Raw genomic sequence first — 26554 nt, 5'->3', positions numbered from 1 at the left:
CGAATCGGGCTCGGGGCCTCTGGACAGACACCCACCGGAACAGCCCACGGTGTGCCGCGATCAGGTCGGGCCGGGTCAGGCCGGGTCGGGCCGGGTCAGGCGGCGGATCCACCAGAAGCAGAAGCCGGTCCGTCATGCCGGACGACGGGCGCCGATCACCGTAGGGTACGACGACAGACGCACMCGGCCCGCCGCGCCCGACCTGGATGTGCTGGCCGGACACTGTTCGGACCTGGTGGGTAGGAGGGCAGGGAGTACGTGGAGGTCTTCGAGACTCATCGGAGCCTGATCGAGGACTATGCGGCCTTCACCGACTCCCTCGTCGAGGTTCGCGACGAGAAGATCAAAGATTATCTCGAGCGGGAGCGGGCGGCGAAGGTCCRCTGGCCTGACCCGTGGATCTCGCTCAACCCTGCGTTCGCCTCCGGCGGCACGGTCGACGAACTGGTCGGCACGGGTCTGCTGCACCCCGACTGCGGCAGATTCTTCCGGGTCAAGAGGGATTCCGGCGATCCCGGCGGGCGGTCGCTGACGCTGTATCGGCACCAACGGGAAGCCATCGAGGCGGCCCGGGACGGCAGCAGCTATGTGCTCACCACCGGCACGGGATCCGGTAAAAGCCTTTCCTACATCGTGCCGGTCGTGGATTCCGTCCTCCGTGACCCCCGCCCGAACCGCATCTCGGCGATCGTGGTCTACCCCATGAACGCGCTGGCGAACAGCCAGCTCCACGAGTTGAAGAAGTATCTCGAATGGGGAATACCCGTGGATGGCCGGTCGGTCACCTTCGACCGGTACACCGGGCAGGACTTGGCCGAGTCCCGGCAGCGGATCCTGGATCGGCGTCCCGACATCCTGCTGACGAACTACGTGATGCTCGAGTACATCCTCACCCGGCCGCACGAGCGCCAGGCGCTGATCGGGGCAGCCGCCGGCCTTCGTTTCCTTGTCCTCGACGAACTACATACCTATCGCGGCCGTCAGGGTGCTGACGTCGCACTGCTCACCCGACGGCTGCGGGACGCGTGCGAAGCACCGGACATGCAGTGCGTCGGTACCTCGGCCACCATGTCCAGGAAGGCGTCCTTCGAGGAGATGYGCCGCGAGGTCGCCGTCGTGGCGGGTCGGTTGTTCGGCACGGAGGTTCGGCCCGACCGGGTCATCGGTGAGACGCTCGAACGCGCGACGGCGTGGCGACCGGTCAGTGACGTGGAGTTGCGGGCCCGGGTCATCGACGCCGAGCCGATGGATGCCGAGCCGATGGATGCCGAGCCCATAGATACCGAGCCCATAGATACCGAGCCGATGGATGCCGAGCCGCCGGTGCGGGTCGGTGAGCAGGTACCGCTCGACCCAACCGGCGCGCCACCGCCGAGCGGGGGCCGGTCCCAGCCCTTTGCGCGGCTCGCGGGCGATCCGCTGGCGATCTGGGTCGAGGACACCTTCGGTCTGGCTCTCGGTCCCGGAGACCGGTTGGTGCGGGAGGACCCGACGACCCTGGCCGCTGCCGCCGAGAAGCTCGCCGAGCGGACGGATCTCCCGGTGGAAACCTGTGCCGGCGCCATTCAGGCCATGCTCGTCGAGGGCGCGGYGGTGCGTCATCCGGAGCACGGCAGACCGTTGTTCGCCTTTCGTCTGCACCAGTTTCTCTCCAAGGGGGACACGGTCCACGTCAGCCTGGAACCGACGACGGTCCGGTATATCACCAGTCAATACCAGGTGAGTGTGCCCGGATCGCGGGACAAGGTACTGCTGCCGCTGGCCTTCTGTCGTGAATGTGGCCAGGAATATCTCGTCGTCGCGCGCAGCAGGGACACCCCTCGCCGCTATACTCCCCGCCGGGAGTCGGCCGCGGTTGAAAGTGAAGTCGATCTCGGCTATMTCTATGTGAGCGAGGATCATCCCTGGCCCGCCGATCCCATCGCCGAGGGGTGTTTTCCGGACACCTGGTTCGACGTCGACGAGCACGGGCATTCGTTCGTCCTGCCGAGACTCGCCGATCAGGTGCCRCGCCGGGTCCGGGTGACGGCGGACGGCAGCGAGGTCGAGACGGACGGCGAGCGCGCCGTGTTCCTTCGTGACATGTCCGGTTCCGGGGCGTCCGGTTCCGGGGCGTCCGAGCCGATGACGGCCTGGTTCATCCCGGCGCCGTTCCGGTTCTGCCTGCGCTGCCGGGTCTCATACGAGCAGCTGCGGGCCCAGGACTTCGCCAAGCTGGCCTCGTTCGCAGCCGAGGGCCGCAGCTCGGCCGTGTCGTTGGTCAGCACCAGCATCGTGCGCAACCTGCGGCGCCAGAAGGCGTTGGACTCCCGGGCCAAGAAGCTGCTCACCTTCGTCGATAACCGCCAGGACGCGAGCCTGCAGGCCGGGCATCTCAACGACTTCGTGCAGGTCACCCAGCTACGCGGCGCGCTGTACCGGGCCGCGCGCGCGGCGGGCCCCGCCGGCCTGCGGTTCGACTCGGTTGCCGAGCGTGTTACCGATGCGCTGGACCTGCCGATGCGGTCGTTCTCCGCGATCGAGGAGCCGGTGTTCAGCCAGCGCGACAACGTGCTGCGTGCGCTGCGGGCGGCGATCGGGTACCGCGTCTACGCCGATCTCGAACGAGGTTGGCGGGTGACCATGCCGAACCTCGAGCAGACCGGCCTCATCACCTTCGACTACGTGGACCTGGACGAGATCGCCCAGCACCAGGCGTCGTGGGCGGCAACCCATGCCCTGCTGCGCGACGACGATCCCGAGCACCGGGCGCTGCTCGCCCGCATCCTGCTGGACGAGATGCGCCGGGCGCTCGCCGTCGACGTCGACGCCCTCACCCAGCCTGGCCACGAGCGCATCGTCCAGACATCCGACCATCTGCTACGCGGGGTCTGGGCGGTGTCGGGGGACGAGCCGCGGGTGCTCGAACGCACCGCCTATCCATTCCCGGGCGGCCGGGGAGGCATGCGGGACGCCGTACACGTCACCGGTCGTGGTGCGTTCGGCCGCTACCTGCGCCGACCGCACGAGTTCCCGCGCCACCGTGGCCGGATCCGGCTGGACGACGCCGAGGCCGTGATCCACGACCTGTTCACGGTGCTGGAGCGCCATGGCCTGATCGGGCAGGTGATGGTCACCGGGCCGGCCCGCGGTGGCGCGCGGGCTCAACGGGGCCCGGCGGGCTACCGGGTGAAGGCGTCGGCGCTCATCTGGCGGGCCGGGAACGGTCGACGTGGCGCGGAGGACCCGCTGCGCCGCGTGGTCGACGACACCGTCGGCGCACGGGTCAACCCGTTCTTCCGCGATCTGTACTCGCACGCCGCCGCGGAGCTCGCCGGCATCGTCGCCCGCGAGCACACCGCCCAGGTCCGGGCCCAGCAGCGGCAGGACCGGGAGGAGGCGTTCCGCCGCGGGGGCGACCCGGCCGAGGGCGGGCTGCCCCTGCTCTACTGCTCGCCGACGATGGAGCTTGGCGTCGACATCGCGGACCTCAACGCCGTCATGATGCGCAACGTCCCCCCGACCCCGGCCAACTACGCGCAGCGTTCGGGCCGGGYCGGGCGCGGCGGCCAGCCGGCGCTCGTGACGACCTACTGTTCCACCGGCAGCGCGCACGACCAGTACTACTTCCGCCGGTCGAAGCTGATGGTCGCCGGTCGCGTGACCCTGCCCCGGCTCGACCTCGCGAACGAGGATCTGGTCCGTTCGCACGTACATGCCATCTGGCTCGCCGAGAGCGGCGCGAGCCTGCACCGCGGCCTCACCGACGTCCTCGATACCGCCGAGGGCCCACGCGGCGAGCTGCCACTGCCGATCCGGGAGGATCTCGCCGCTCACCTGGACGACCCCGCCGTGCGGGCCCGCACGGTGCGGCGGGCCGAAGCGGTGCTCGCCGAGGAGACGAAGAACAGCCCCTGGTGGTACGACCGGTGGATACCCGACGTCGTGAACGGGGCGTTCCTCGCGTTCGACGGAGCGTGCGACCGGTGGCGGGCGATGTACCGGCAGGCGATCGCCGACCAGCGGGAGCAGAACCGCCGGGTGCTCGACCGATCCACCCAGTCGAAGGCACGGGCGGYCGCGCGCCGACGTCGCTACGAGGCCGAGCAGCGCCTGTACCTGCTCACCAACGACTCCCTTGACCAGCAGCTCTTCAGTGATTTCTACTCCTACCGCTACTTCGCGTCCGAGGGTTTTCTGCCGGGTTATTCMTTCCCCCGGCTGCCGTTGGCCGCCTACATTCCCGGCAGCCGGCGGGGCGACGGGTCCTACATCCAACGGCCCCGGTTCATCGCGGTCGGCGAGTTCGGCCCGGGCGCGCTGATCTATCACGAGGGTGGGCGGTACCAGGTCACCAGCGTCCAGGTCCCAGGCTCGGAGCACGGCGTCCCCGGATCGGTGGCGACGATCGAGGCACGGCTGTGCGAGTCCTGCGGCTACTGGCATCATCGCGACGCGGCCGTGAACCGGTGCGAGGAGTGTGGCGTGGCGCTGGGCGGCGGYCGGGCCGGGCTCATGCACCTGCAGACGGTGACCACCACCCATCGCCGGCGGATCTCCTCCGACGAGGAGGAGCGCCGCCGGGCCGGTTTCGACCTGCTCACCACTTTCCGGTTCAGCCGGCACGGGGTCCGGCCGGGACGGCTCGCCGCGGACGTGCGCGGCCCGGATGGGGAGGATCTCGCCGAGTTCGTCTACGGCGATACCGCGACGATCCGGATCATCAACCAGGGCCTGCGGCGGCGGGCGGACAAGAACGACGTCGGCTACTGGCTCGACACCGTCAACGGCCGGTGGCTGAATGAGAGACGGGCCGGCGAGCTGCGGGCCGGGGATCTCACGGAGGAGGAATCCGGCCTCGACGAGTTCGCCGACGACCCGCGGGCCCGCAAGATCATCCCGTACGTGGAGGACCGGCGCAACATCGCCGTCGTCCGGCTCGCCCGGCCGGTCTCCGACGAGGTGGCGACCTCGGTGCGGTACGCGCTCGAACGCGGCATCGAGGCGCTGTTCCAGCTTGAGGACGCGGAGCTGGAGTCCCAGCGGCTGCCCGACCCGGACGGCCGGGGCCGGATGCTCTTCGTCGAGAGCGCGGAGGGCGGCGCGGGCGTGCTGCGCCGCCTGCATGACGAGCCGGAGGCACTGGCGGAGGTGGCGCAGGAGGCGCTGCGCATCGTCCATTTCGATCCGAAGACCGGGGCGGACACCGACCGGGCGCCGGGCGCGCGGGAACGCTGCGAACGGGGCTGCTACGACTGCCTGCTCTCCTATGGCAATCAGTCCGACCATACCGTCATCGATCGACATGCCGCGGTCGAGATCCTTCGTGCCCTGACGGCGGCCCGTACCGAGCCACGGCACGGCCACGCGGGCGGCGCGGAGGGGCACGCGGAGGCGTTGCGCGAGCGGGCGGGGTCGGGGTTGGAGCGGCAACTTGTAACATTCCTCCGCGAAGAGGGTTATCGGTTACCTGACGCGACGCAAATGCTTGTATCGGACGCGGCGGCGCGGCCGGACTTCGTTTACCGGCTGCCGTCGGGGGCGGTGGCCGTGTTCGTCGACGGTCCGCACCATGACGCCGCCGCCGCGGCCGCGCGGGACGCCGACGCCGAGGACCGGCTGGCCGACCTGGGGTGGCTGGTCGTCCGGTTCCGGTATGACGCGGAGTGGGGGGAGATCGTGGCGCACTACCCGAACGTTTTCGGCCCCGGGCGGCGCGGCTGATGGCGGCCGTCTCGACGCCGCGCCACCCCACCCCGGCCGGCGCCACCCCGGCCGGCGCCACCCCGACCCGCGACTTCGAGCCGGGGTCGCTGGTGAAGGCCCGCGGGCGCGAATGGGTGGTCCTGCCCGGCGACGACCCGAATTTCCTCGTCGTGCGGCCGCTCGGTGGGGACGAGGAGTACGTCACCGGGCTGTTCCGGGACGAAGCGACGTCCGTGGGTTTCCCGCCGCCGGATCCGGCGGCGGCCGGCGACCACCGTTCCATCTCCATTCTGGCCACCGCGTTGCGGCTCGGCTTCACCGCGAGCGCCGGCCCGCTGCGCTCGCTCGCCGCCGTCGCGGTCACTCCCCGGCAGTACCAGCTCGTCCCGCTGCTCCTCGCGCTGCGCCAGGACCCGGTCCGCCTGCTCATCGGCGACGACGTCGGGATCGGCAAGACGGTGGAGGCGGCTCTCATCGCCAAGGAGCTGCTGGTGCAGGGGGACGCCACCGGGCTGACGGTGCTCTGCCCACCCGCGCTCGCCGAACAGTGGCGGGCGGAGCTGGCCGACAAGTTCGCCATCGAGGCCGAGCTGGTCCTGACGTCCACGGTCACCGGTCTGGAGCGCCGAGCGGGCGGAGTATCCATCTTCGAGCACTTCCCGTTCACGATCGTCTCGACGGACTTCATCAAGACGGATGAGCGCCGGACGCTGTTCGCGCGGTCCTGCCCGGACCTGGTGATTGTCGACGAGGCGCACACCTGCGTCCCGGCGGCCGGCAGCGCGTCCAGCAGCGCCGGACAGAAGCGTTACGACCTGCTGCGCGGCATCRCCGACCGTCCCACGAAACAGGGCCGCCCCCGCCACCTTCTGCTGGTCACCGCCACGCCCCACTCCGGTAAGCAGGACGCGTTCCGGGATCTGCTGAGCCTGCTCAGCCCGCGGCTCGCGCTGCTCGACCTGGACACCGTGCGTGGCCGGGATGAGCTCGCCCGGCACTTCGTGCAGCGCCGCCGCCGCGACATCCGCCGCTATCAAGGGCAGGACACCCCCTTCCCGGAGGATCGCCAGTACCGCGACGTGGGGTACCGGATGAGCGTGGCCTACTCCGGGTTCCACGAGGAGGTGCTCGCCTTCGCCCGGGAGACGGTCACGAATCCCGACGGGGAGCGGACCCGCCGGGTGCGGTGGTGGTCGGCGCTGGCCCTGCTGCGATCGGTGGCGTCCTCGCCGGCCGCGGCGGCGGCGACCTTCACCGCGCGGTCGGTCACCGCCGCCGCCGGATCGGCGGCCGAGGCAGACGCRCTGGGCCGCCCCGGCACCTACGATCTGATCGAAGCCGAGGCGATCGACGGGCTGGACGTCGCCCCCGGTGCGCTCGACGACACCCTCTCCGCCGGGGCGCGGGCGACACTCGCGAGGCTGGCCGGCCGGGCCAAGGAGCTGGAGCTGGCGGGGAAGGAGCACGACGCCAAGCTGACGACGCTGATCAAAGAGATCAAGGGTCTGCAGGCCGACGGGTACGACCCGATCGTGTTCTGCCGCTACATCCCGACGGCGGAATACATCGGCAGGCAGCTTACGGCGACGTTCGGGAAGAAGGCGACGGTCGAGACCGTCACCGGCGAGCTGCCCCACGCGGCGCGGGCCGCCCGCATCGAGAGGCTCACCGCCACCCCGGGCCGGCACATTCTCGTCGCTACCGACTGCCTGTCCGAGGGCATCAACCTCCAGGAGAGCTTCCAGGCGGTGATCCATTACGATCTGGCCTGGAATCCGACCCGTCATGAGCAGCGCGAGGGCCGGGTCGACCGGTTCGGCCAGCGGAAGTCGTACGTCCGCGCGGTCACCCTGTACGGCGCGGACAACGGCATCGATGGTCTCGTGCTGGACGTCCTGCTGCGCAAGCACCGCCGGATCGCCCGCGACACCGGGGTGACGGTCCCGGTTCCCGACAACGCCGAGAGCCTGCTCATCGCCATGCTCGAAGGGCTGGTCCTGCGCCGCAGGGACGGCGAGCAGCTCATCCTCGATCTCGACGTCGTCCGGACCGACGACGAGGTGACCGACGAGTGGCACAGCGCCGCCAAGCGGGAGTCCCGGACGCTGACGAAGTACGCCCACAGCGGAGTCGACCTGGACGAGGTGCAGGGCGTGCTGGACGACGTGCGGGAAGCCCTCGGCAGCCAGGCCGACGTCCGCCGGTTTGTCCTGAACACCCTCGACGAGCTGGGCGTGAAGGTGGTTCCGACGGAGACCTCGGACGGTCTCGTCGCCGACGTGACCGGGCTGGACCCCCTCTACACCGACGCCCTGCGCGTGTCGCCGGGCGGCGCGGGCCGGCTGGTTCTGCACGACGACCTGCCGGTTCCGCCCGGCCATCGGGCCCTGGTGCGCACCGACCCGGCGGTCACGGGGCTCGCCCGCGCGGTGCTGGAGGAGGCGCTGGACGACCGGACCGGGGTGATCGCCCCGGTGGATGATCCCGGGCCCGCGGGGGCGGGCGCTCCCGCGGACCCGGMGGGTGGTGCGGTGCGGCGCCCGCCGGGGGCGCGCTGCGGGGTGTTCCGCACCTCCGCGGTGGCCACGCGCACGGTGGTGCTCCTCGTGCGTTACCGGTTCCATCTGACGCTGCCCGGCGCGGCGAAGACCGTCGACACCGTGGCCGAGGACGCGCGCCTGGTCGGCTACCGTGGCCGCGGGGAGAACCGCGAGTGGCTGACGCCGCCCGACATCGACCGGCTGTTCGCCGTCGACCCGGAGAACGCCCTGCCCGAGTTCGTTCGCCGGCAGGCGCAACGCGCCATCACCGAGCTCGCCGACGTCGCGCCTGAGCTGGACGCGCAGGGCGAGCGGCTCGCCGAGGCGCTGCGCGAGGCCCACCTGCGGTCCCGGGAGGTCGCCGGGCTACGCCGCCGCCGCGGGCTCACCGTCACCCCGCACGACCGGGCCGACGTCCTCGGGGTCTACGTCTACCTGCCGGCCGGGGCCGGCTTATGACACTGAGAATTGGGGACGTCGAGCTCCTCTCCGTCAGCCTCGAAGGCAGCCTGTTCACCCGGGACCTGGTGCGGCGGGTCAGGGACGCCGACCCGGAACTCGCCGGCACGCGCGCCGAGGACTATCACCTGGCGGCCGGGGAACGGCTCGGCGATGCGGCCAGCCGCCACTGGACGTACCTGCTCGGGGCGTACCGCACCTTCCGCGCGCGGCTCGCCGCCGAGGAGCGGTCGGTGACCGCGGGTGGGGCGACGGGCCCGGGGGCGACGGGCCCGGGGGTGACGGGCCCGGGGGTGACGGGCCCGGGGACGACGGGGACCACGCTGACCCGTGAGCTGTGGTTGCAGGTCCTGTTGGGCGAGTTGGGCTACGGCCGCGTCGCGCACGTGCGCCACCTCGGCGAGGACGATGCCATCAGCCACGAGTGGCGGCACGTTCCCGTCCACCTCRCCGCCTGGAAGCGCGATCTGGACCAGCGGCTGGGGCCGGCGAAGAGCGACCGGGCCCCGCAGCGCATGATGCAGGCGTTCCTCAACCGGCACGACGACCGGCTGTGGGGGATCCTTTCCAACGGCCGGAAGCTGCGGATCCTGCGGGAGTCGGCGGCCCTGGTCGGCCACTCCTACCTGGAGTTCGATCTCGAAGCCATCTTCGACGGCGAGCTGTACTCCGATTTCGAGGTGCTCTTCGCCTTCGCGCACGCCTCGCGGTTCGAGGCGCCCGATCGGGCGGGCGCGGCGCCGAACCCGGCGGACTGCTGGCTGGAACGCTGGCACACTTATGCGGCGGCCGCGGGCATCGTCGCCGGGGACAAGCTGCGGGACAACGTCGTGCGGGCCATGGCGGAGCTGGGCACCGGTTTCCTGGAGGCCAACCCCGGGCTGCGCGCGATGCTGGCGGCCGGCCGCCAGCACGGCGGGATGACTCCCGACGAGTTCCGCCACGAGCTGCTMCGGCTCGTGTACCAGATGGTCTTCCTGTTCGTCATCGAGGACCGGGACGTGCTGCATCCCCAGCCTCCCGAGGAGAAACCGGACGAGACGGCGCGGCAGCGGGCCGACCGCAAGCGCCTCACGGATCAGATCATCGAGGGCCGGCGGCGGTACGCCTCCTACTTCTCCACCGCGCGGCTGCGCCGCATCGCCTCCCGGCGGCGTGGTGATCAGCATGGTGACCTGTGGCGCGGGCTCGTCCTGGTGCTGGAGGCCCTGGGCAGCGACGGCGGCCGGCCCGAGCTCGCCCTGCCGGCCCTCGGCGGGCTGTACTTCACGGGTGGCTCGGCGACTGGGCGGGGCCGGTCCGGCGGGGCTGGTGCGGACGACCGCGAGACCGGTGCGGACGACCGCGACGCCCGTCCCGACGAGCTGCGCCGGCTCGAACTTCCCAACCGGCGGCTGCTCGCCGCGGTGAAGCTGCTCAGCCATGTCACGGATGACCGGGGCCGCCGGCAGCGGGTCGACTTCGCCCATCTGGGCGGGGCGGAGCTCGGCAGCGTCTACGAGTCGCTGCTGGAACTGGTGCCGGACCCGGATCTGCCGGCCCGGCGGTTCCGCCTCGCCGACGCGCCGGGCAACGAACGCAAAACCACCGGCTCCTATTTCACTCCGAACGCGCTCATCGACTCGCTGCTGAGGAGCGCGCTGGACCCCGTGATCGACCGGTACGCGGCATCCGGCGTTCCCGCGGACCTCCTGCGGATCACCGTGGTGGACCCGGCCTGCGGCTCCKGGCACTTCCTCGCCRCCRCCGCGCACCGGATCGCCCGCAGATAYGCGATCATGGACCGGGGAGACGACGAACCGTCCCGGGCGGAGATTGTGAAGATCCTGCCCGAGGTCGTCGCGCGGTGCGTCTACGGGGTCGACATCAACCCGCTGGCGGTCGAGATCACCAAGTTCTCGCTGTGGCTGGCGTCCGTCGAGCCGAACCGCCCGCTCGCCTACCTCGACCATCACATCAAGGTCGGCAACGCCCTGCTCGGCGTGACCCCGACGCTGCTGGACGGGGGAATCCCCGACGCCGCCTTCAAGGCGTTCGGCGACGATGATGCCAGCCGGGTCAGGGCCCTGCTGGCCGACAATCAGGGTGCTGTCTTCCTGGAGGCGCGGAAGTCCGCCGACATCAGTCACTTCGCCAACCTGCGCGGTCGGCAGGAGCTGCGTGAGATCATCGATCTGCGTGCACTGTCCCTGTCGGATGTCCGCGAGCAGGCGCGGCGGTACGAGGCCCTGGAGGCCATGCCCGAGCGCCRCCTCCACCTGCTGGCCGCCAACGCCTGGTGCGCCGCGTTCGTCTGGCCGAAGCCTGAGGGTGGGCCACCGGCGATCACGAATCAGCTCCTGTATCCGCTGATGGCTGGTTCGAAGGAGTTGTCACCGGAGCTGGCGAAGCTCCTGGACGACATCACGGACCGGTACCGTTTCTTCCATTGGCATCTGGAGTTCCCGGACGTCTTCCGCACGGATGACGATCCGGACGCTCCCGACGCGAACCCGGGCACCGGCTGGCGCGGCGGCTTCTCCTGCGTCCTGGGTAACCCGCCGTGGGAGCGGGTGAAGCTCCAGGAGAAGGAGTTCTTCGCGCACCGGGACGAGAAGATCGCCAAGGCCCCGAACAAGGCGGCCCGGCAGCGCCTGATCGACGCGCTGAAGGAGAGCGAGTTCGCCTCCGACCGTGCCCTGTACGCCGACTTCCAGGATCACCTGCGGGAGTCCGCCGGCTGGTCGCAACTGCTGCGGGACTCGGGCCGCTACCCGCTCACCGGCCGCGGCGACGTCAACACCTACGCCGTCTTCGMCGAGACAGCCCGGACCATCCTCGGCCCGCACGGTCGTGCCGGCCTGGTGCTGCCCACCGGCATCGCCACCGACGCCACCACCGCGCCGTTCTTCCAGGACGTCGTCGAGAAGGAGTCGCTCGCCGGGCTGGTGGAGTTCGAGAACGAGGAGTTCCTACTCAGCCGCGCGGTGCACCATAGCTTCCGCTTCTGCCTCCTGACTCTCGCCGGGCGTCAGGTCGGAGTCGACCGGGTGCCGTTCGCCTTCGGATCACGGCGGATGGTCGACGTGGCCGACCGGGCGTTCACCATGACACCGGCCGAGATCCGTCTCCTCAACCCGAACACCAGGACCGTCTCGATCTTCCGGTCCCCGCGAGACTCCCGTATCACCCTGGACATCTAWCGCCGCGTACCGGTTCTCTGGCAGGATGCGCCGCCGTCGAACCCGTGGCGTGTCTCGTTCAAAGCCATGCTGCACATGGCCAACGATTCCAAATATTTCCACACCCGTAAGGACCTGGAGAAGGCCGGCTGGCATCTCGTCGGTAACGTCTTCACGCGAGGGCCGGGCRAGGACGCCGAGTACATGCTCCCGCTGATCGAGGCGAAGAYGGTCCACCATTTTGACCATCGGTTGGGAACGTACGAGGGGCAGACCCAAGCTCAGGCGAACATGGGAACCCTGCCCCGGACGACGCCCAAGCAGCACGCCGACCCGAACTTCGTCACGCTGCCACGCTACTGGGTCGCCGAGGAGAAGGTCGAGAAGAAGATCGGCGAGCGGTGGAACCGCGGCTGGCTGCTCGGCTGGCGCGACATCGCCCGCGCCTCCGACGAACGGACCCTGATCAGCGGCGCGATTCCGCGTTATGCCGTGGGAGACAAGTTCCTCCTCGCATTGCCATCCGAACGGGGAGCCCTTCTGCAGGCAAACTTCTCCATGTTCGTGCTCGATTACTGTGCCCGACAGAAATTCGCTGGCACCTCGTTCAAGTACTTTCTCATGAAGCAGCTTCCCGTGCTGCCGCCGGAGCGGTATGACGAGCCGGTGGGGTGGCTGGCGGGGGAGGCGTCGGCGCGGTGGATCGAGGCGCGGGTGCTGGAGCTGACGTACACCGCCTGGGACATGCGGCCCTTCGCCGAGGACCTGGGTGATGCCGGGCCGCCGTTCGTCTGGGACGAGGAACGCCGGTTCGAGCTGCGGGCGGAGCTGGATGCCGCCTACTTCCACCTCTACGGCGTTGACCGGGATGACGTCGGCTACATCCTGGACAGCTTCCGGGCCTTCCGGAACAACGATCCGGAGCGGTTCGAGCGGACGAAGGCCCGCATCCTCGCGATCTACGACGCGATGGCCGCCGCGGAGGCCGATGGGCTCGCCTACGCCAGCCCACTGGCTCCGCCAGCCGGCCTCGCCCGCCGCCACTCGGCCACTCCCGGCCACCCTCGCCGCCTTCGGCGCGCACAAGGCACGGAGCCTGCTCCGGGCGACCAGTACGCCATCTGGTAGCCGTCCCCGGATCTCTGCGTACGATCTCAGCGCCGATCTGACTCCACCCGATCCCGACGACTCTGTCGGGCCGCCAGGATCAGCCGCGAAGCCTCACAGGTCGGTATAGCGATCGACATACAGAGTGGGCTTCTTGTCGCCGAAGATGCGCTTCCGCCTTTCTTCATCTTCCTTTCGTTCGTCTTCTTTTGCTTTCGTCAGCGTTTCCGTGGAGAAGGTTCGGGCGTTTCTCATTCCCTCGTTGAACTCTTTCTTTCGGCGAGCTTCGAACTCCTCGTCGGTTTCCTTGGTGGCTTTTTCGTTGATCTCTTCTTCGGACATAATTTTTCTCCTATTTCGACAGGGTTGCGACGGTAATGGGCTGGGGTATTATTGCGTTCTTTTGCGGATTTAATTCCTAGTTTTTTAAATCTATATTTCCGCCGTAGAGTGTCGCCGGTCCCGTAGCCTCTGGATTGATTCTCGACTTCGCTTGAAATCTTTGGTAGGCTGCTGGGTCAAGAATCTCAAGTTCTCCGTCAAGCTCCTTTACGGCGATCTGTCTGGGTTCGCTGTTTGTATCGAAGAGGAAGGCGCTGTCGGCTTTTTCTGCATAGCTTTCGAAGCCCTGAGAGAAGCCGCGGTGCGCCTTCAACTGGTGATCGATAGGAACGTATCGCCCGGACTGCTCGCCGCGGGCGGCGGCGCGTTCGACCGCGAGCTCTGGGTCTGCGCTCACTCCGAAYAGGCGTACTTCATATCCTTTCTCGTGCGCGTCGTCGATCAGCTTCATGGTCTTATCCGGATTACCTAGGGTGCTGTCGTAGATGATGTTGAGTCGGCGGTTCATGGCCTCACCGAGCACCGTCTTTGCCAGCGTACTGCTCTCCTCGTGAACGACATCAGCGGCTCGGGAATCCCCGGCCTGAGCGATGGCACCGAACTCCGGAATGAGTTCTTTGATGCCATCGGGATCGAGGCGCACGGCATTGTCGGTCCGAATGTGTCCATCAGCCACGAGGTTCCTGAGCACGAAGCCCTTGCCGGAGGCTCCGCCGCCGCCCATGAGGTCGAGGGTGGGGCTGCCCTGCTCCGGCGGCTTGGCATCGCCGATCACCTCCTTCACCAGATTCTCCCGGAGGGCGGCGCGTTCGGGGGTGTTGATGGTGTCCGTCGGGGTGAGGAGCGGATGGTCGTCCGGCAGAGTCCGCGGTGCCTCGCGGACGGCCCAGCGCTCCCGACCGGGGGCGGGCGCGTCCGGGGGCTCGGGGCGGTAGCGGCGGGCCGCGTCCTCCAACAGCGCCAGCTTGGCCTCGATCCGAGCCCGGTCGCTGTTCCCGGGCTCGGTGGGCGGGCGGACCTCGGACGGCCGGTCGCCGGTGGTGTCCGCCGGCGTAGCCGCGCCGCCGCCGGAACGGGCGAGCGCCGCCCTGTCGAGAAGGTCCAGCTTGGCGTCGATGCTGGAGGTGTTCCGGCTGGGAGCATCCCGGCCGGCCGGTCGCTCCTGATGGCGGGGCTCGGGTGAGTCGCCCGGGGAGGCGGCGCGGTCCAGCAGGTCGAGCTTTCTGTCGATCTCGGTGACCCGAGACTGCTCCGGGACCGGCCCACCGCCTGCGTCGGGTCGTTCCGGGGCGGTTTCGAGGCCACGGAACTCGGCCGGAGTCACCGCGGTAACCTGGCCGGAGACCGGCGAACAGCCATGGACGCTCCCGGGGCAGAAGAGAGCCATTCTCGTGACCGGGCCAACGGTATCGTATTCAGAAGCGCCTGGCACTTGTACGGCATCCCGGCGCGGAGAAGCGAGCCGGGCGGGATTGCCGCCTGTAATCACCTCCGGCGATCGGGGGGCGTATTTCTCCGCGGTCCACGTGAGCCGGCGCCGCGCGAAACAGATCGGTTCGCGCGCCTTCATGCTCGCGGTGAGGACGCTCCTGCCGGCCTGTGTGCCTGCTCACGGCAGCATCGATCTTCGGTTGCCGGCAGGCCTGCCGGGGGCGACGGGCGTTCGGTGCGTGAGGCGTGTGGACGGCGACAGCGGGAAACGGACGGCTCGATACCTCTCCGGACGGCCTGGCTGGCTCACCAGAATGATCACTCTGGGTAGTGGAAGTTTCGTTCGCTATGAGTGCTTCGTCGTTGTCTGATGACCTGATGAATAATTGCTCCCGATCAGATCCTGCGGGTGGATCGTCTCGGGGGCGGGTGCATGGCGGATCAGCTAGAGATCATCGGCGGGCTGCTGTACCGGGTTATGCGGATCTTGACGGAGGTCGGCGAGGCGTCTCCGGACGAGCTGTGGATGCGGATGCGTGCGTCCGATGCTGGCGCCGATCCCGGATGGCGGCGCGGATCAGGTGACGACCCGCGGAGCGCCGTCGCAAGGAAACTCGTCCTGCGGGGCGCTGTCTACCTGGCCAGGGCCGGTCATCTGAGTGAGAGCAACCGCCGGTGGCAGGCTACCGGAATCGGCCGGGATGCGTTGCGGGCGTCCCCGGACGAGGCCGCGTGGTGGCGTGATGTCACGGAGCACAACACTTACTGGCGGGAACACCGGAGCAGCCTTGGCCYGGTGGACGACGTCCTCGCGGTGCTGCCCGAACAGACCTGGGTCAGCGTCACGGATCTCTCGACGGTGGCCGATCTGACGGTCGACGGCCTCGTCCGCCATCTGTGCGGCTTCCGCCCCGAGGGCTGGTCGCGCGTACTCGACCCGGCGGGCCGGCCGCCGCGCGAGGCCCTCTTCACCGAGGACGAGTATCGCGACTGGCTGGACTGGTTCGAGGTCGAGGTCGGCGACCTGACGGCGGGGCGGGCTGCCGGCGAGCTGCGGCTGCCGCTCGACGACCTCCGCATGCTCGTCGAGTCCATCGCGCCGGAGCGGATCCCTCGCCGGGCCTGGCTGGTGCGCGGCGCGGACCGGCGTGGCCGTTCGCTGGCGCGGGATCTCTGGCTGGCCGACGAGGTCTGTTCCCTGCCCGGTGACCGGCTGGAGGTGCGGCCCGGGGTCGACCGGGAGCAGGTGCGCCGGGCGGTCGACCGCGAACACGCCTCGCTCACCTCGGCCCGGCGCGGCCGGCTCACCAGCGAGTACCACGCCTTCCTGAGCCGGATGCGGGAGAACGACCTCGTCGTCGTGAACGACCGTGACGAGTACTACGTCGGGGAGATCCTCGGACCGCCGGTGTTCGTCGCGAGCGTCGGGGGCGTCGCGGACCTGCAACGGCCGGTCCACTGGCGCAACGCCGACGAGCCGGTGAACTACCTCGATCTACCCGATCGGGTGGCGGCCCTGCTCGGCAACGCGGAAGCGCGCATCGTCGATCTTTCCGATTTCGTCGCCGACCTCGACGCCCTGGTGCCCGCGCCCGCGCCGGTGGCATCGATCGCGACGACGGGGGCCGCCCCCCAGAGCGCCGACGCCGACCTGGCCGGCCAGGCCCTCGCCGGCCAGGCCCTCGGCGGGGACGATCTGCGCGAGGTCACGGACGAGTTCGCGGACGGCCTCTTTTACAGCCGGGACTGGTTGCGCAGGTGCGTCGAGCTTCTGCGGGACCGGCCGCAGCTCATCTTCTACGGCCCGCCCGGCACCGGCAAGACGTACCTCGCCCGGCGCTTGGCCTGGCATCTCGCCGACGATCGGCGCGAGAACGTCACCCTCGTCCAGTTCCATCCGTCCTATATGTACGAGGACTTCTTCCAGGGTTTCCGCCCGGTGCAGGTGAAGGGCGGCGACGGTGACGCGGCCACCACCAACCGGATGTCCTTCGAGCTCGTGGACGGTCCGCTGCGCCGGCTCGCCACCGCCGCCGAGCTCAATCCCCGCCAGGCGTTCTTCCTGATCATCGATGAGATCAACCGGGGTGACCTGGCCAGGATTTTCGGTGAGCTGTACTTTCTGCTGGAATACCGCGGGGAGGCCGTCACCACCCAGTATGCCTCCGCGGACACGCGCGACTTCCAACTACCGAAGAACCTGTTCATCATCGGCACGATGAACAGCGCGGACCGTTCGATCGCCGCCTTCGACCAGGCGCTGCGCCGGCGGTTCACCTTCGTCGGGCTCCATCCGGACGTCGAACCGACCGCGTCCGTGCTGCGCCGCTGGCTTGCGGCAGGCGACCTGCCCGRCGAGGCGGCCCGCCTGCTCGGCGAGCTGAACCGCCGCATCGACGACCCGGACGCCCGCATCGGCCCGTCCTATCTGATGCGCGACCGCGTCCACCAGAGTGCCGACGGCCTCGACCGGGTGTGGGAACATCAGATCCTGCCGCTGCTGGCCGAACACCACGTCGGCGAGACCATCGACCTCGCGGCCCGGTACGGCCTACCGGCGCTGCGGCAGTCCCTCGGCCTGGCCGCGGTGGTTCCGGCCGCGGTGGTTCCGGCCGCCGGAGTCCCCGCGAACACCATCCCCGGCCCCGCGGCAGGCTGATGCCATGCTTGCGCCGGTGGAGCTGACCGAGGGCGCCGGGTGGCAGCGGCGGAAGCTGAGCCCGGGCCAGGCCGATGCGCTCGATGCCAGCGAGGTGGCGCAGGTGCGGCAACGGCGTGCCGACGGTACCTGCGAGGTCAAGGACAACGCCCTGGTCGGCACCGTGCGCCTCGGGTCGGGCGAGGATACGTTCGAGGTTCGCATCCGACCCAAGGTCACCATCCGCCGTCTGCTGTTTCTGCTTGGCTACGCGCAGGATCGCGGCAGGTGGTTCGAGGACGAGGTCCAGGCGGCGGAGGAACCGGATCTTCTGCCCGCGGTCGCCGCGGCGTTCGCCCGAACCGCCTCGCGGGCGCTCGCGCACGGGGTGCCGCGAGGCTATCGGCAGGTGGATGCGGCGCTTCCCGTCCTTCGCGGCCGGCTGCGCGAGTCCGCGCAGCTCCGGCAACGGTCCGGGGTGATGTTCCCCCTCGAGGTGCGCTATGACGAGCGCACCGTCGACACCGCCGAGAACCGGTTGCTGCTCGCCGCCACCCGCTCGCTGCTCGCCCTGGCCGGGGTGGCACCGGCCACCGCCCAGGAGCTGCGCCGTATCGCCGCCGCCCTGGACGGTGTGGCCGAGCCGGCGCACGGCCCCGTCAAGCCGCCGGACTGGGTGCCAACCCGGGTGAACGCGCCTTACCATGCGGCGCTCCGGCTCGCCGAGACGGTCTTGCGCTCGTCTTCCTTCGAACGGGAAGACGGGGAGACGCTCCGGGTGGACGGCTTCGTGGTGAAGATGTGGGAGGTCTTCGAGGACTTCGTGACCCACGCCGTCGACGAGGTCCTCACCCACCGCGGCGGTGAGGTCCGCCTGCAGGACCGCACCCACCACCTCGACGAGGACCGGACGCTGGAGATGTGCCCCGATCTCGTGCTGTACCGGCCGGAGGGCCCGGGCGGGCGGATGATCCCGGCGGTTGTCCTCGACGCGAAGTACCGGCTCGCGATCCGACAGGGCGCGCGCGCACACGTGTACCACCAGATGATCGCCTACTGTGCCCGGCTCGGCGCCCGGCAGGGACGGCTCGTCTACGCCGGCTCGGAGCGGGCCGACGGCCAGCCCGGCGGTCGTGGCGACGTCATCCGGAGCCGGATCGGGGGTCCCGCGCCCATCGAGCTCGTGACGTACGTGCTCGACCTGAGGCTCCCCCTGGCCGAGTTGCGGGCCAGGATCGAGCGGATCGCCGACGATATGGTCACCCCGTCCGTCTGACGGAGCTCTCCGATCTCGCGGCCCACTTTCGCGGCCCACCTTGGATCGCCGTCACCCGGCCGGCCGGCTTCCTTTGGATAGGCAAGAGGCAAGAGGCGAGGAGCTGCCGCCGGGAAACGGGGCCGCGCGGTCAGCGTAGGCCGGAGCGGTCAGCGCGGTCAGCGCAGGCCGGAGCGCACGAACGCGTCGACGACCTGGCGCTGCAGGACCAGGTAGAGGGCGAAGACGGGCAGGCAGGCAAGGCCGGACCCGGCCATCACGGCGCCCCAGTTGTCGCCCTCGAGGGTCAGGAAACCGCGGATGCCCAGCTGGATGACGGAGTTCGCCCGCTGCAGCGCCAGCGCCGGCCAAAAATATTCGTTCCAGGCGGTGATGAACAGCAGGATCGACAGCGACGCCAGCGCCGGGCGCAGGTTCGGCACGACGACCGTCCACAATGTGGACCATGAACCCCGCCCGTCGATGCGGGCCGCGTCGAGCAGCTCCCGGGGGAAGGCCTGCATGTGCTGGCGGAGCATGAGCACCGCGAGCGCCGAGCACAGGTTCGGCACGATGACGCCGGCCAGCGTGTTCAGCAGGCCCAGGTTCGACAGCACCAGGTAGTTCGAGATCATCGTCACCTGGAACGGGATGAGCCAGGTGGCCACGAACGCCAGGTAGAACAGGGTCCTGCCGCGGAACTCCYAGGCGGCGAAGGCGTAGGCGGCGAGCAGGGACATCATGAGCTGGCCGGCGGCGGTGACGGCGGCGATCGTGAAGGTGTTGGCGAGCAGCACGCCGATGTCGAGACTGTCGAAGACGTAGCGGTAGTTCGCGAGGCTCAGCGGCCAGGGCAGGAGCGACTGGTCGAAGATGTCGTCCGGCCGGCGGAAGGAGGTGGCGAACATCCAGTACACCRGAAACAGGCTGATCAGGCTCAGTAGGGCCAGCATCAGATGGCTGGCCGCGGCCCGCCAGTGGGGTATCCGCGGTATCCGCATGCTGCTCATCGTGTGCGCATCCTTGGATCGGGGGACCGGGGTGCGTCGAGAAATCCGGTCGCCGAGGGTCCGGGTCAGTTGTCAGCGAAGCTGTACCGGTCGGCCAGTTTGACCAGCACTGCCGCCACCACCGCGAAGACGAGGAAGAACGCGATGCCCGCCGCGGAGGCCAGACCGGAGTCCAGGCTGCGGAAACCGAACTCCCAGAGCAGGTAATAGATGTTGGTCGAGGAGTCGGCGGGGCCGCCCTGGGTGAGCACGTCGAGCAGTGGGAATGTCCACTGCCCCGACAGCAGCACGGTTATCAGCAGCATGAACAGCAGGKTCGAGCGCAGCATCGGCAGAGTCACCCACCGGGTGACCTGCCAGCGCGACGCCCCGTCCATCTCGGCGGCCTCGGCGTAATCACTGCTGATGCCGGTGAGTCCGGCGGAGATGACGAGGGTGGCGAAGCCGAGGATCTGCCACGCGCAGATCGCCAGGATGGCGATCAGCGCCGTCCGCTCCTCCCGCAGCCAGCTGTAGTCACCAAGCCCGAGGGCGTGGTTCACCACCCCTTTGGAATCCAGCAACCAGCGCCAGACCGCGGCGGCGGGGACCGGCGCGACCAGCATCGGCAGAAAGACCAGCGCCCGGTAGACGGTGCGCGACCGACCGCCCAGGTCCCGGATGGCCAGCGCGATGGCGGTGGGCAGAACGATGGCGAACGGAACCAGGCCGAGGATGTACCACAGCGTGTTCTTCGCGGCGCCCCGGAGCTGCGGAAGGGTGAAGATCTGCCGGTAGTTGTCCAGACCGACGTAGGTCCGTGGCGAGTTCGGCAGCAGGTTCCAGTGGTAGAAGGACAGCTGGACGGCCTCGATGATCGGTTTGTAGGTCCATAGCACCAGGCTGGCCACTCCGGGCAGCAGGTACAGGTAGGGCGGGGTGGCGGCGAGCATCCGCCGGGCCAGCGACGGCCRGGCGGCCCGCACCGGCACGCGCGACGCGGCACCGGCGGAAACTGCGGCACCGGCGGGGACTGTGGCGCCGGCTGCCCCCGGGATGGCGATTTCGACGAACACGGTTCGGAAGCATCCTTTCCGGAGGCGCGGGAAGTCCGGAGGCGTGGGAAGGGCCGACGCACCGGACGGGGTCGGTGCCGGACGGGGTCAGTGCCGGACGGGGTCAGTGATAATCCGCCGCGAGCTGGACGACCTCGTCGAGGGTCATGTCGTAGACCACTTCGGAGGTGGCGATCGGTACCGCGGTGGYGACGGCCCCCTCGGGGTAGACGTCGATCCGGGTGTACTCGCCCCCCACCAGGCCGGTTATCCGGTCGGCCGGGCCGAGGGTGCGTATCCGGTAGGCGGTGGCACCCGCCACCCAGACCGGAACGCCGCTGAGCACGCCCGCGGACGCGTGGTGGGCGTGACCGGCCAGCACGATCTTCACGTCGCTGCCGGCGAGCACGTCGGCGAGGTTCTGCGGCTCGGCGAGCAGGAGCGAGTTCACCATCGCGAGCGGGGACGGCACGGGTGGGTGATGCAGGGCGAGGATGGTCCCGTCAGGGGCCGCGGTGGCCAGCTCGTCGGCGAGCCAGCGCAGCTGGGCGGTGCTCAGAAAGCCGCTGTGCTCGCCCGGTTCGGTGGTGTCGAGCATGATGATCCGCAGGTCACCGACCCAGTGCACGTAGTCGTGAGCCTCCGCCGTGGGTTCCGCGCCGAGCAGTCCCTCCCGGAACGGGCCACGCGAGTCGTGGTTGCCGACGCCGTAGAGCACGGGCGTGCCCAGGCGCGCCGCCGCCGGTTCGACCAGGTCACGCAACCGCTGGTAGGCCAGCAGATCACCGCGGTCGGCGAGGTCGCCGGTGAGCAGCAGGGCGCCGATCTTCAGCGTGGACGCCTCGATCTGGTCGAGCACGGTGCGCAGCGCGGCGTACGTGTCGACCTTGCCGTGCATCAGCTCACCCTCGCGGACGATGTGGGTGTCACTGATCTGGATCAGGATGTGGGTGGGCGTGTGCGCGGTCGGGTCCAGGAGTATTGGCATGGACATCCTTCCGGAGCGGGGTTCAGGGCGGGCGGGGTGGCGCATGGGGTGAGCCGCAGGCCCGAGGGGTGGGGACTTCGGGCCTGCGGCTCACCGGCTGGGGTTCAGCCCGCGGTCGGCGGACCGCAGTCCGGCCCGGCGTCGGAGGCCTCCGCCGGCACGAGCAGGGCCTCGACGAGGCGGTCCAGCGCGTGCGCCGTCGCCCCGTGCGCGAGCAGGTAGGTGCGGGTGTCCCCGTGCCGGGCGTGGATACGGTCCAGTGCGTGCAGGATGAGGTCGGGCGGGCTCGCCATCAGCGAGGCCGGCAGCTCCTCGCCGTCGGTGGACATCAGGGCGGAGATGCGCTGGACGGCCGCCGCGGCCTCGTCCCGCAGGAAGTACGAGGTCAGCGCGAAGTCCTGCGCGATCACCTCGGCTGGCACCCCGGCGAGGTCCAGCGCCAGAGCGATGACCAGACCGGTGCGGTCCTTGCCTGCGCTGCAGTGCACGATCGCGGGCAGTGCCCCCGGTGTGGCGAGCGCGAGCATGGCCGCGGTGAGGCGGTCCCCTCGATGATCGACGACGTGGTCGTAGAGGCTGCGCAGATCGCCGGCCGTCTGGTGCCGGTCGACCGGCAGGGTGTAGACGGGCACCCGCCGATGCGTCGCGGCGAGCCGGCCGAGCTGGTCCGGATCGTGCGCCACCTCGGTGTCCTCGCGCAGGTCGATGACCGTGCGCAGCCCGATCTGCGCGAGGATGGCCTGCCCACGGCCGTCGAGCCCGCGTAGCGTGCCCGAGCGCAGCAGCGTGCGCCAGCGCAGGGAGCGTCCGTGCACAGTCGGGTAGCCGCCGACGTCGCGCAGGTTGATCGTGCCCGGCAGCGACAGGACGCGCCGCGCCTGCGGCGCCCCGCCGTCGCCCGGGGCGCTCCCGGTGCTCGCTGCGGTGGCCGTGCTCCCGGTGCTTACGACGGGCACGGCGGTCACTTCCGGGGCAGGAAGCTGGTGGCCTGCTTCTGTGCGGCGGCCAGGGTGGATGCGGGATCCTTGCCGGTGAAGACGGCGCTTTCGACCGCGGTCATCATCGTGTCCGAGATCTGGAGGTAGTTGTCACCCGGGAAGGACTCCCACGGCTCGATCCGGGCGAGCTGGTCGAGGTTCGGCTTGATGAGCGGGTTCGCCTTCGCCCAGGCCTGCAGGCTCTTCGGGTCGTCGATCAGGCCGGTCCGCAGCGGCAGGTAGCCGATCTTCGAGGAGATCTCGGTGTAGGCGTGGTCGCCGGTGAGAAACTTGATCAGTTCCCAGGCGGCGCGCTGCTTGGCCGGGTCCTTACTGAAGATCGCCAGTGCCGCTCCCGAGTTGGTGGGGATGACCGGCTTCGAGCCGAACGAGGGTTCCTGGGTGGCGTCGAGCTGCCAGTTGTTCGCCTTGGCGCCGGCCATGAACATCCCTTGCAGGGAGCTGCTTTCGAGCAGCATCCCGGCCTGACCGCTGCTGAACGCCTTGACCTGCTGCTTCTGGTCAAGGTTCGGCATCACGCCGCTGTGTACCAGGTCGGCGGCCATCGATACCGCCTCGACGCCCGGCGGATCGGCGAAGGACAGCTTGGTACCGTCGGTGGAGATCACTCGGCCGCCGRCCGAACGTACCAGGCTCTGGAAACACCAGTCCCCGACCTTCGTCAGACAGTCGATGAGGACCCCGTCCTTGCCGGTCTTCGCCTTGATGGCAAGCGCCGCGGTCTTTACCTCCGCCCAGGTCTTCGGCGGCTTGGCCGGGTCGAGGCCGGCCTGGGTGAACAGGGTCTTGTTCAGCCAGAGAACCGGGGTGGAGAAGACGTACGGGACGGCGTAGGTCTTGCCGTCAACGTCGCCGAGGGTGCGGGCTTTCGGGGCGAACGGGTGTTCGCCGCCGAAGTTCGCCTGAACGGCCTCCCGCCCGACCAACGTGTCGAGCGGCTGGGCGCCGAGGCTGCCGGCGRCGAAGCGCAGCGCGTTGAAGGTGATCTGGGCGACGTCCGGGGGGCTGCCTGCCAGCACCTGGTTCTTGATGCTGGTGACGTAGTCGCCGCTGTTCGCGCTACCRGCCAGGTTCTGCGGCGGCTGGCCCTTGACGGTGATGTTGGGATGCGCGGCCTGGAAGTCGCGCAGCAGCCCCTCGATCACCGGCTTCCACGTCCCGACGTTCGCGAGGTTGTAACTTTCGAAGACGATCGAGACCTTCTGGTCCGGGGAGAGTTCGGGGATCGTGCTGGCGTTCGCGGCCGTACTCGTGGGTGTGGACGAGGACGTCGCACACGCGGAGGCGAGCGCCGCAAGCAACGCGAGGCCAGCCGCGGCACGCAGCAGGCGTGGTCGAGCCACGGGGATGCTCCTTGGGATCAACGGGACGTTGGGATCAACGGGATCGACGGGATGGCGGACGGACCGGATCGCGATGATCTGGTCCGGTTGGTCTGGTCGCAGCTCAGACCGCGGCGGGCGCGGGCGAAGCGGGGGATGGGGATGCGGCGAGCGCGCCGGGCACGGGGATGGTCAGGGATTCCCGGGGATCCGGTGGCCGCCAGGCGAGACGACGTCCGCTCGCCCGAGCGAACAGGTGCACCCGTGAGACGTCGACAGTGAGTCGGGCCCGGTCACCGGCGGCCAGTCCGATCGGGCGGGGGCCACGCAGCGCGACGGCCTGACCGTGGACGTCGCACCAGGCCACCTCCTCGCTGCCGAGGTTCTCGACCGTGGTCACGACACCTTCGATCTGCGCGGTCGACCCGGGTGATGCCGTCAAGCCGGGTGATGCCGTCGATGCCTCGGCCGGGTGGGGCGGCTCGGCCGGGCGGGGCGACTCGGCCGAGCCGGGCAACAGCGTCAGGTTCTCGGGTCGCAGACCGACGATGACGTCGCGGGGTTCGTCGAAGCCCGGCCACAGCGGGATGCGCAGCCCGTCCGCGCGGACCGCCAGCAGGTCGCCGTCGGCCTCCACCCGGGCCTCGATCAGGTTCATCGGCGGTGCGCCGAGGAAGCCGGCGACGAACACCGAGGCCGGCGTGTCGTAGACCTCGGTCGGGCTGCCCACCTGTTCCACGCGGCCGCCGTTGAGCAGGACCACGCGGGTTGYCATCGACATGGCCTCCACCTGGTCGTGGGTGACGTAGATGAAGGTCCGGCCCAGCCGGCGGTGCAGTCCGGCGAGCTCGGTGCGGGTCGCGGTGCGCAGTTTCGCGTCGAGGTTCGAGAGGGGTTCGTCCATGAGGAACGCCTGGGGGTCACGGACCAGCGCACGGCCGAGCGCCACCCGTTGGYGCTGCCCGCCGGACAGCTCACGGGGGCGCCGGTGGAGCAGCCCGCCGAGTTCGAGCTGGTCGGCGACCTCGCGGACGCGCCGGGCGATCTCCGCCTTGGGGCGGCGCGCGGCCCGCAGCGGAAACCCGATGTTGCGTTCGACCGTCAGGTGCGGGTACAGCGCGTAGCTCTGGAAGACCATGGCGAGGTCGCGCCGTCGGGCGGGGACATGGGTGATGTCGCGATCGCCGAGCATGATGCGTCCCTCGCTCGGCTCCAGCAGGCCGGCGATCATGCGCAGCAGCGTGGTCTTCCCGCAGCCGCTCGGTCCCAGCAGAACGAGGAAGTCGCCGTCCGCCACGTCGAGGGAGACGTCGTCCACCGCACGGACGTTTCCGAAGCGCCTCGTGAGGCCCTCGATCCGGATTTCTGCCACCCAGCACCCCGTGTACGTCTGCTCCAGGAGCGCGCCTGCCTCCCGGTTCCTCGTTACAGAGGCAGTCTCGGGTACCGAGATGAATGGTCCATGACGGTCGGGAAACGGGGGACAGTCACTTACCGCAACGAATCTCCGGCCAAGCGCCTTGCCGGTGGGACGCTTTCGTAGCTGTCCGCGCGTCCCCTGACCCGACCGGTCATCGGTCAGAACTCGTAGGGATCGGCGGCCCCGAGGCCGGGATCCGCCGCGGGCCGCCGCGGGCCGTCCTCCGCCCGCACGGAGTGGCCCTGGACGTCCCGCATGATGGTTCCGGCCAGCAGCGGGTTGTCCGTGCGGCGCAGGCCGACCGCGAGTTGCAGGGCGTTGAGCAGCAGCAGGGAGGCCAGCCGGCTTGCGATCATGTCCGAGCTGATGGGCCAGTCGGGCGCCCCCACCACGAGGCTGATGTCGGCGATCTCGGCCAGGGGACCGGCCGTGTAGCTGGTGATGCCGATGACGGCGGCGCCCGCGGTCCGGGCCGCCTCCGCGGCCCGCAGACTCGGCTCGTTCGCTCCGCTGCTCGTGATAACCAGGCAGACGTCCGAGGGCGCGAGCAGGCGGGCGGTGAGTTCCTGGGCGATCGAGTCGCCCGGCGCCTCGGCCGGCCGGCCCATACCCAGGAAGCGCAACGCCGCGTCCTGGGCGACCGGAGCCGATCCGCCGTTGCCGATGACGAGCAGCCGGTCGGCCCGGTCCAGCAGGTCCACGGCGGGCGCGAGACGGGACCGGTCCAGCGGGCCGAGCGCGTCGKCGAGCACCGCGGTCGCCGCGCCGAAGACGGTGTCCACCAGGCGCTCGACCGGGTCGGCGGCGTCCGTTCGGCCGATCTCACCGCGCAGCGCCGCGGCCCCGCTCTCCCGGGCGAGCTCGACGCGGAAATGCTGGAATCCGCGGAAGCCGAGATGTTGGCAGGCGCGCACCACCGTGGCCGTCGATGTTCCCGCGGCCTCCGCGAGCTGCGCAGCGGACCATTCGACCACGTCCCCCGGACGGGCCAGACACACTTCGGCCACCCGCTGCTCGCTCGGGAGCAGGCCTGGCAGGGCCGCGCGGATGGTGGCGAACAGCCCGCCCGGGCGGGCACCCGGCGGACCGGCGGAGGGGGTCACCATGCAGCGGTTSATACACGCTCAAGGTGACGGGCCGGGGTGCCGTGCCGTCAACGTGCCG

Annotated in this window: 14 protein-coding genes; 5 read left to right on the top strand and 9 right to left on the bottom strand. The window is 69.9% G+C overall.

Annotated elements, in window-relative coordinates; all coding sequences use genetic code 11:
- Nucleotides 1-258 precede the first annotated feature (258 nt).
- The 3 genes from Manayef4_RS19280 to Manayef4_RS19270 are packed head-to-tail and all read left to right on the top strand — an operon-like array spanning nt 259 to nt 12973.
- Nucleotides 259-5703 (top strand): DEAD/DEAH box helicase, encoded by a 5445-nt coding sequence (locus Manayef4_RS19280; protein WP_070132692.1) that lies wholly within the window; start codon nt 259-261, stop codon nt 5701-5703.
- The gene (locus tag Manayef4_RS19275) at nt 5703-8684 is read left to right on the top strand and encodes a helicase-related protein (RefSeq protein WP_083282584.1); all 2982 of its coding nucleotides are present in this window, start codon (nt 5703-5705) and stop codon (nt 8682-8684) included. The genes Manayef4_RS19280 and Manayef4_RS19275 overlap by 1 nt, the downstream gene beginning before the upstream one ends.
- Entirely contained in the window at nt 8681-12973 is a 4293-nt protein-coding gene (locus Manayef4_RS19270) for a hypothetical protein (protein WP_070132691.1), read from the top strand. Before Manayef4_RS19275 ends, Manayef4_RS19270 begins: the two co-directional genes overlap by 4 nt.
- Nucleotides 12974-13066: 93 nt before the next feature.
- Here Manayef4_RS19270 and Manayef4_RS19265 read toward each other — a convergent pair whose 3' ends face one another.
- Together Manayef4_RS19265 and Manayef4_RS19260 are read right to left on the bottom strand one after the other, a co-directional pair.
- Nucleotides 13067-13294 (bottom strand): hypothetical protein, encoded by a 228-nt coding sequence (locus Manayef4_RS19265; protein ID WP_070132689.1) that lies wholly within the window; start codon nt 13292-13294, stop codon nt 13067-13069.
- A 76-nt stretch (nt 13295-13370) separates the two neighbouring features.
- Nucleotides 13371-14618: a zeta toxin family protein gene (locus tag Manayef4_RS19260; RefSeq protein WP_070132688.1), complete on the bottom strand. Its 1248-nt coding sequence runs from the start codon at nt 14616-14618 to the stop codon at nt 13371-13373.
- A 540-nt stretch (nt 14619-15158) separates the two neighbouring features.
- Between Manayef4_RS19260 and Manayef4_RS19255 the strand changes: the two genes are divergently transcribed.
- Together Manayef4_RS19255 and Manayef4_RS19250 are read left to right on the top strand one after the other, a co-directional pair.
- Nucleotides 15159-17384 (top strand): AAA family ATPase, encoded by a 2226-nt coding sequence (locus Manayef4_RS19255; RefSeq protein WP_070132686.1) that lies wholly within the window; start codon nt 15159-15161, stop codon nt 17382-17384.
- A 4-nt stretch (nt 17385-17388) separates the two neighbouring features.
- Entirely contained in the window at nt 17389-18639 is a 1251-nt protein-coding gene (locus Manayef4_RS19250) for a hypothetical protein (protein ID WP_070132684.1), read from the top strand.
- A 158-nt stretch (nt 18640-18797) separates the two neighbouring features.
- Here Manayef4_RS19250 and Manayef4_RS19245 read toward each other — a convergent pair whose 3' ends face one another.
- The 7 genes from Manayef4_RS19245 to Manayef4_RS19215 form a co-directional block, all read right to left on the bottom strand.
- On the bottom strand, nt 18798-19628 hold the full coding sequence (locus Manayef4_RS19245; RefSeq protein ID WP_070132682.1) for a carbohydrate ABC transporter permease: 831 nt from the start codon (nt 19626-19628) through the stop codon (nt 18798-18800).
- 65 nt (nt 19629-19693) lie between these two features.
- Nucleotides 19694-20683, bottom strand: a complete 990-nt coding sequence (locus tag Manayef4_RS19240; RefSeq protein ID WP_070132680.1) for a sugar ABC transporter permease — start codon at nt 20681-20683, stop codon at nt 19694-19696.
- A gap of 103 nt (nt 20684-20786) precedes the next feature.
- The gene (locus Manayef4_RS19235; protein ID WP_070132678.1) at nt 20787-21650 is read right to left on the bottom strand and encodes a metallophosphoesterase; all 864 of its coding nucleotides are present in this window, start codon (nt 21648-21650) and stop codon (nt 20787-20789) included.
- 104 nt (nt 21651-21754) lie between these two features.
- On the bottom strand, nt 21755-22606 hold the full coding sequence (locus Manayef4_RS19230; protein WP_011437222.1) for a tyrosine-protein phosphatase: 852 nt from the start codon (nt 22604-22606) through the stop codon (nt 21755-21757).
- Nucleotides 22607-22611: 5 nt separating this feature from the next.
- Entirely contained in the window at nt 22612-23991 is a 1380-nt protein-coding gene (locus tag Manayef4_RS19225) for an ABC transporter substrate-binding protein (protein WP_070132674.1), read from the bottom strand.
- Nucleotides 23992-24094: 103 nt separating this feature from the next.
- The gene (locus Manayef4_RS19220) at nt 24095-25342 is read right to left on the bottom strand and encodes an ABC transporter ATP-binding protein (RefSeq protein WP_070132672.1); all 1248 of its coding nucleotides are present in this window, start codon (nt 25340-25342) and stop codon (nt 24095-24097) included.
- 206 nt (nt 25343-25548) lie between these two features.
- The gene (locus Manayef4_RS19215; RefSeq protein ID WP_070132671.1) at nt 25549-26496 is read right to left on the bottom strand and encodes a MurR/RpiR family transcriptional regulator; all 948 of its coding nucleotides are present in this window, start codon (nt 26494-26496) and stop codon (nt 25549-25551) included.
- Between the last annotated feature and the right edge of the window lie 58 nt (nt 26497-26554).

Origin of the sequence: Frankia sp. CgMI4, from assembly GCF_001756285.1 — a bacterium.
Taxonomy (GTDB): domain Bacteria; phylum Actinomycetota; class Actinomycetes; order Frankiales; family Frankiaceae; genus Frankia; species Frankia casuarinae.
This window is presented reverse-complemented; position numbering and strand designations above follow the sequence as displayed.

Coding starts and splice junctions, on each gene's coding strand:
- Manayef4_RS19265 (WP_070132689.1), bottom strand. CDS start 13,294: ATGTCCGAAGAAGAGATCAACGAAAAAGCCACCAAGGAAACCGACGAG.
- Manayef4_RS19250 (WP_070132684.1), top strand. CDS start 17,389: ATGCTTGCGCCGGTGGAGCTGACCGAGGGCGCCGGGTGGCAGCGGCGG.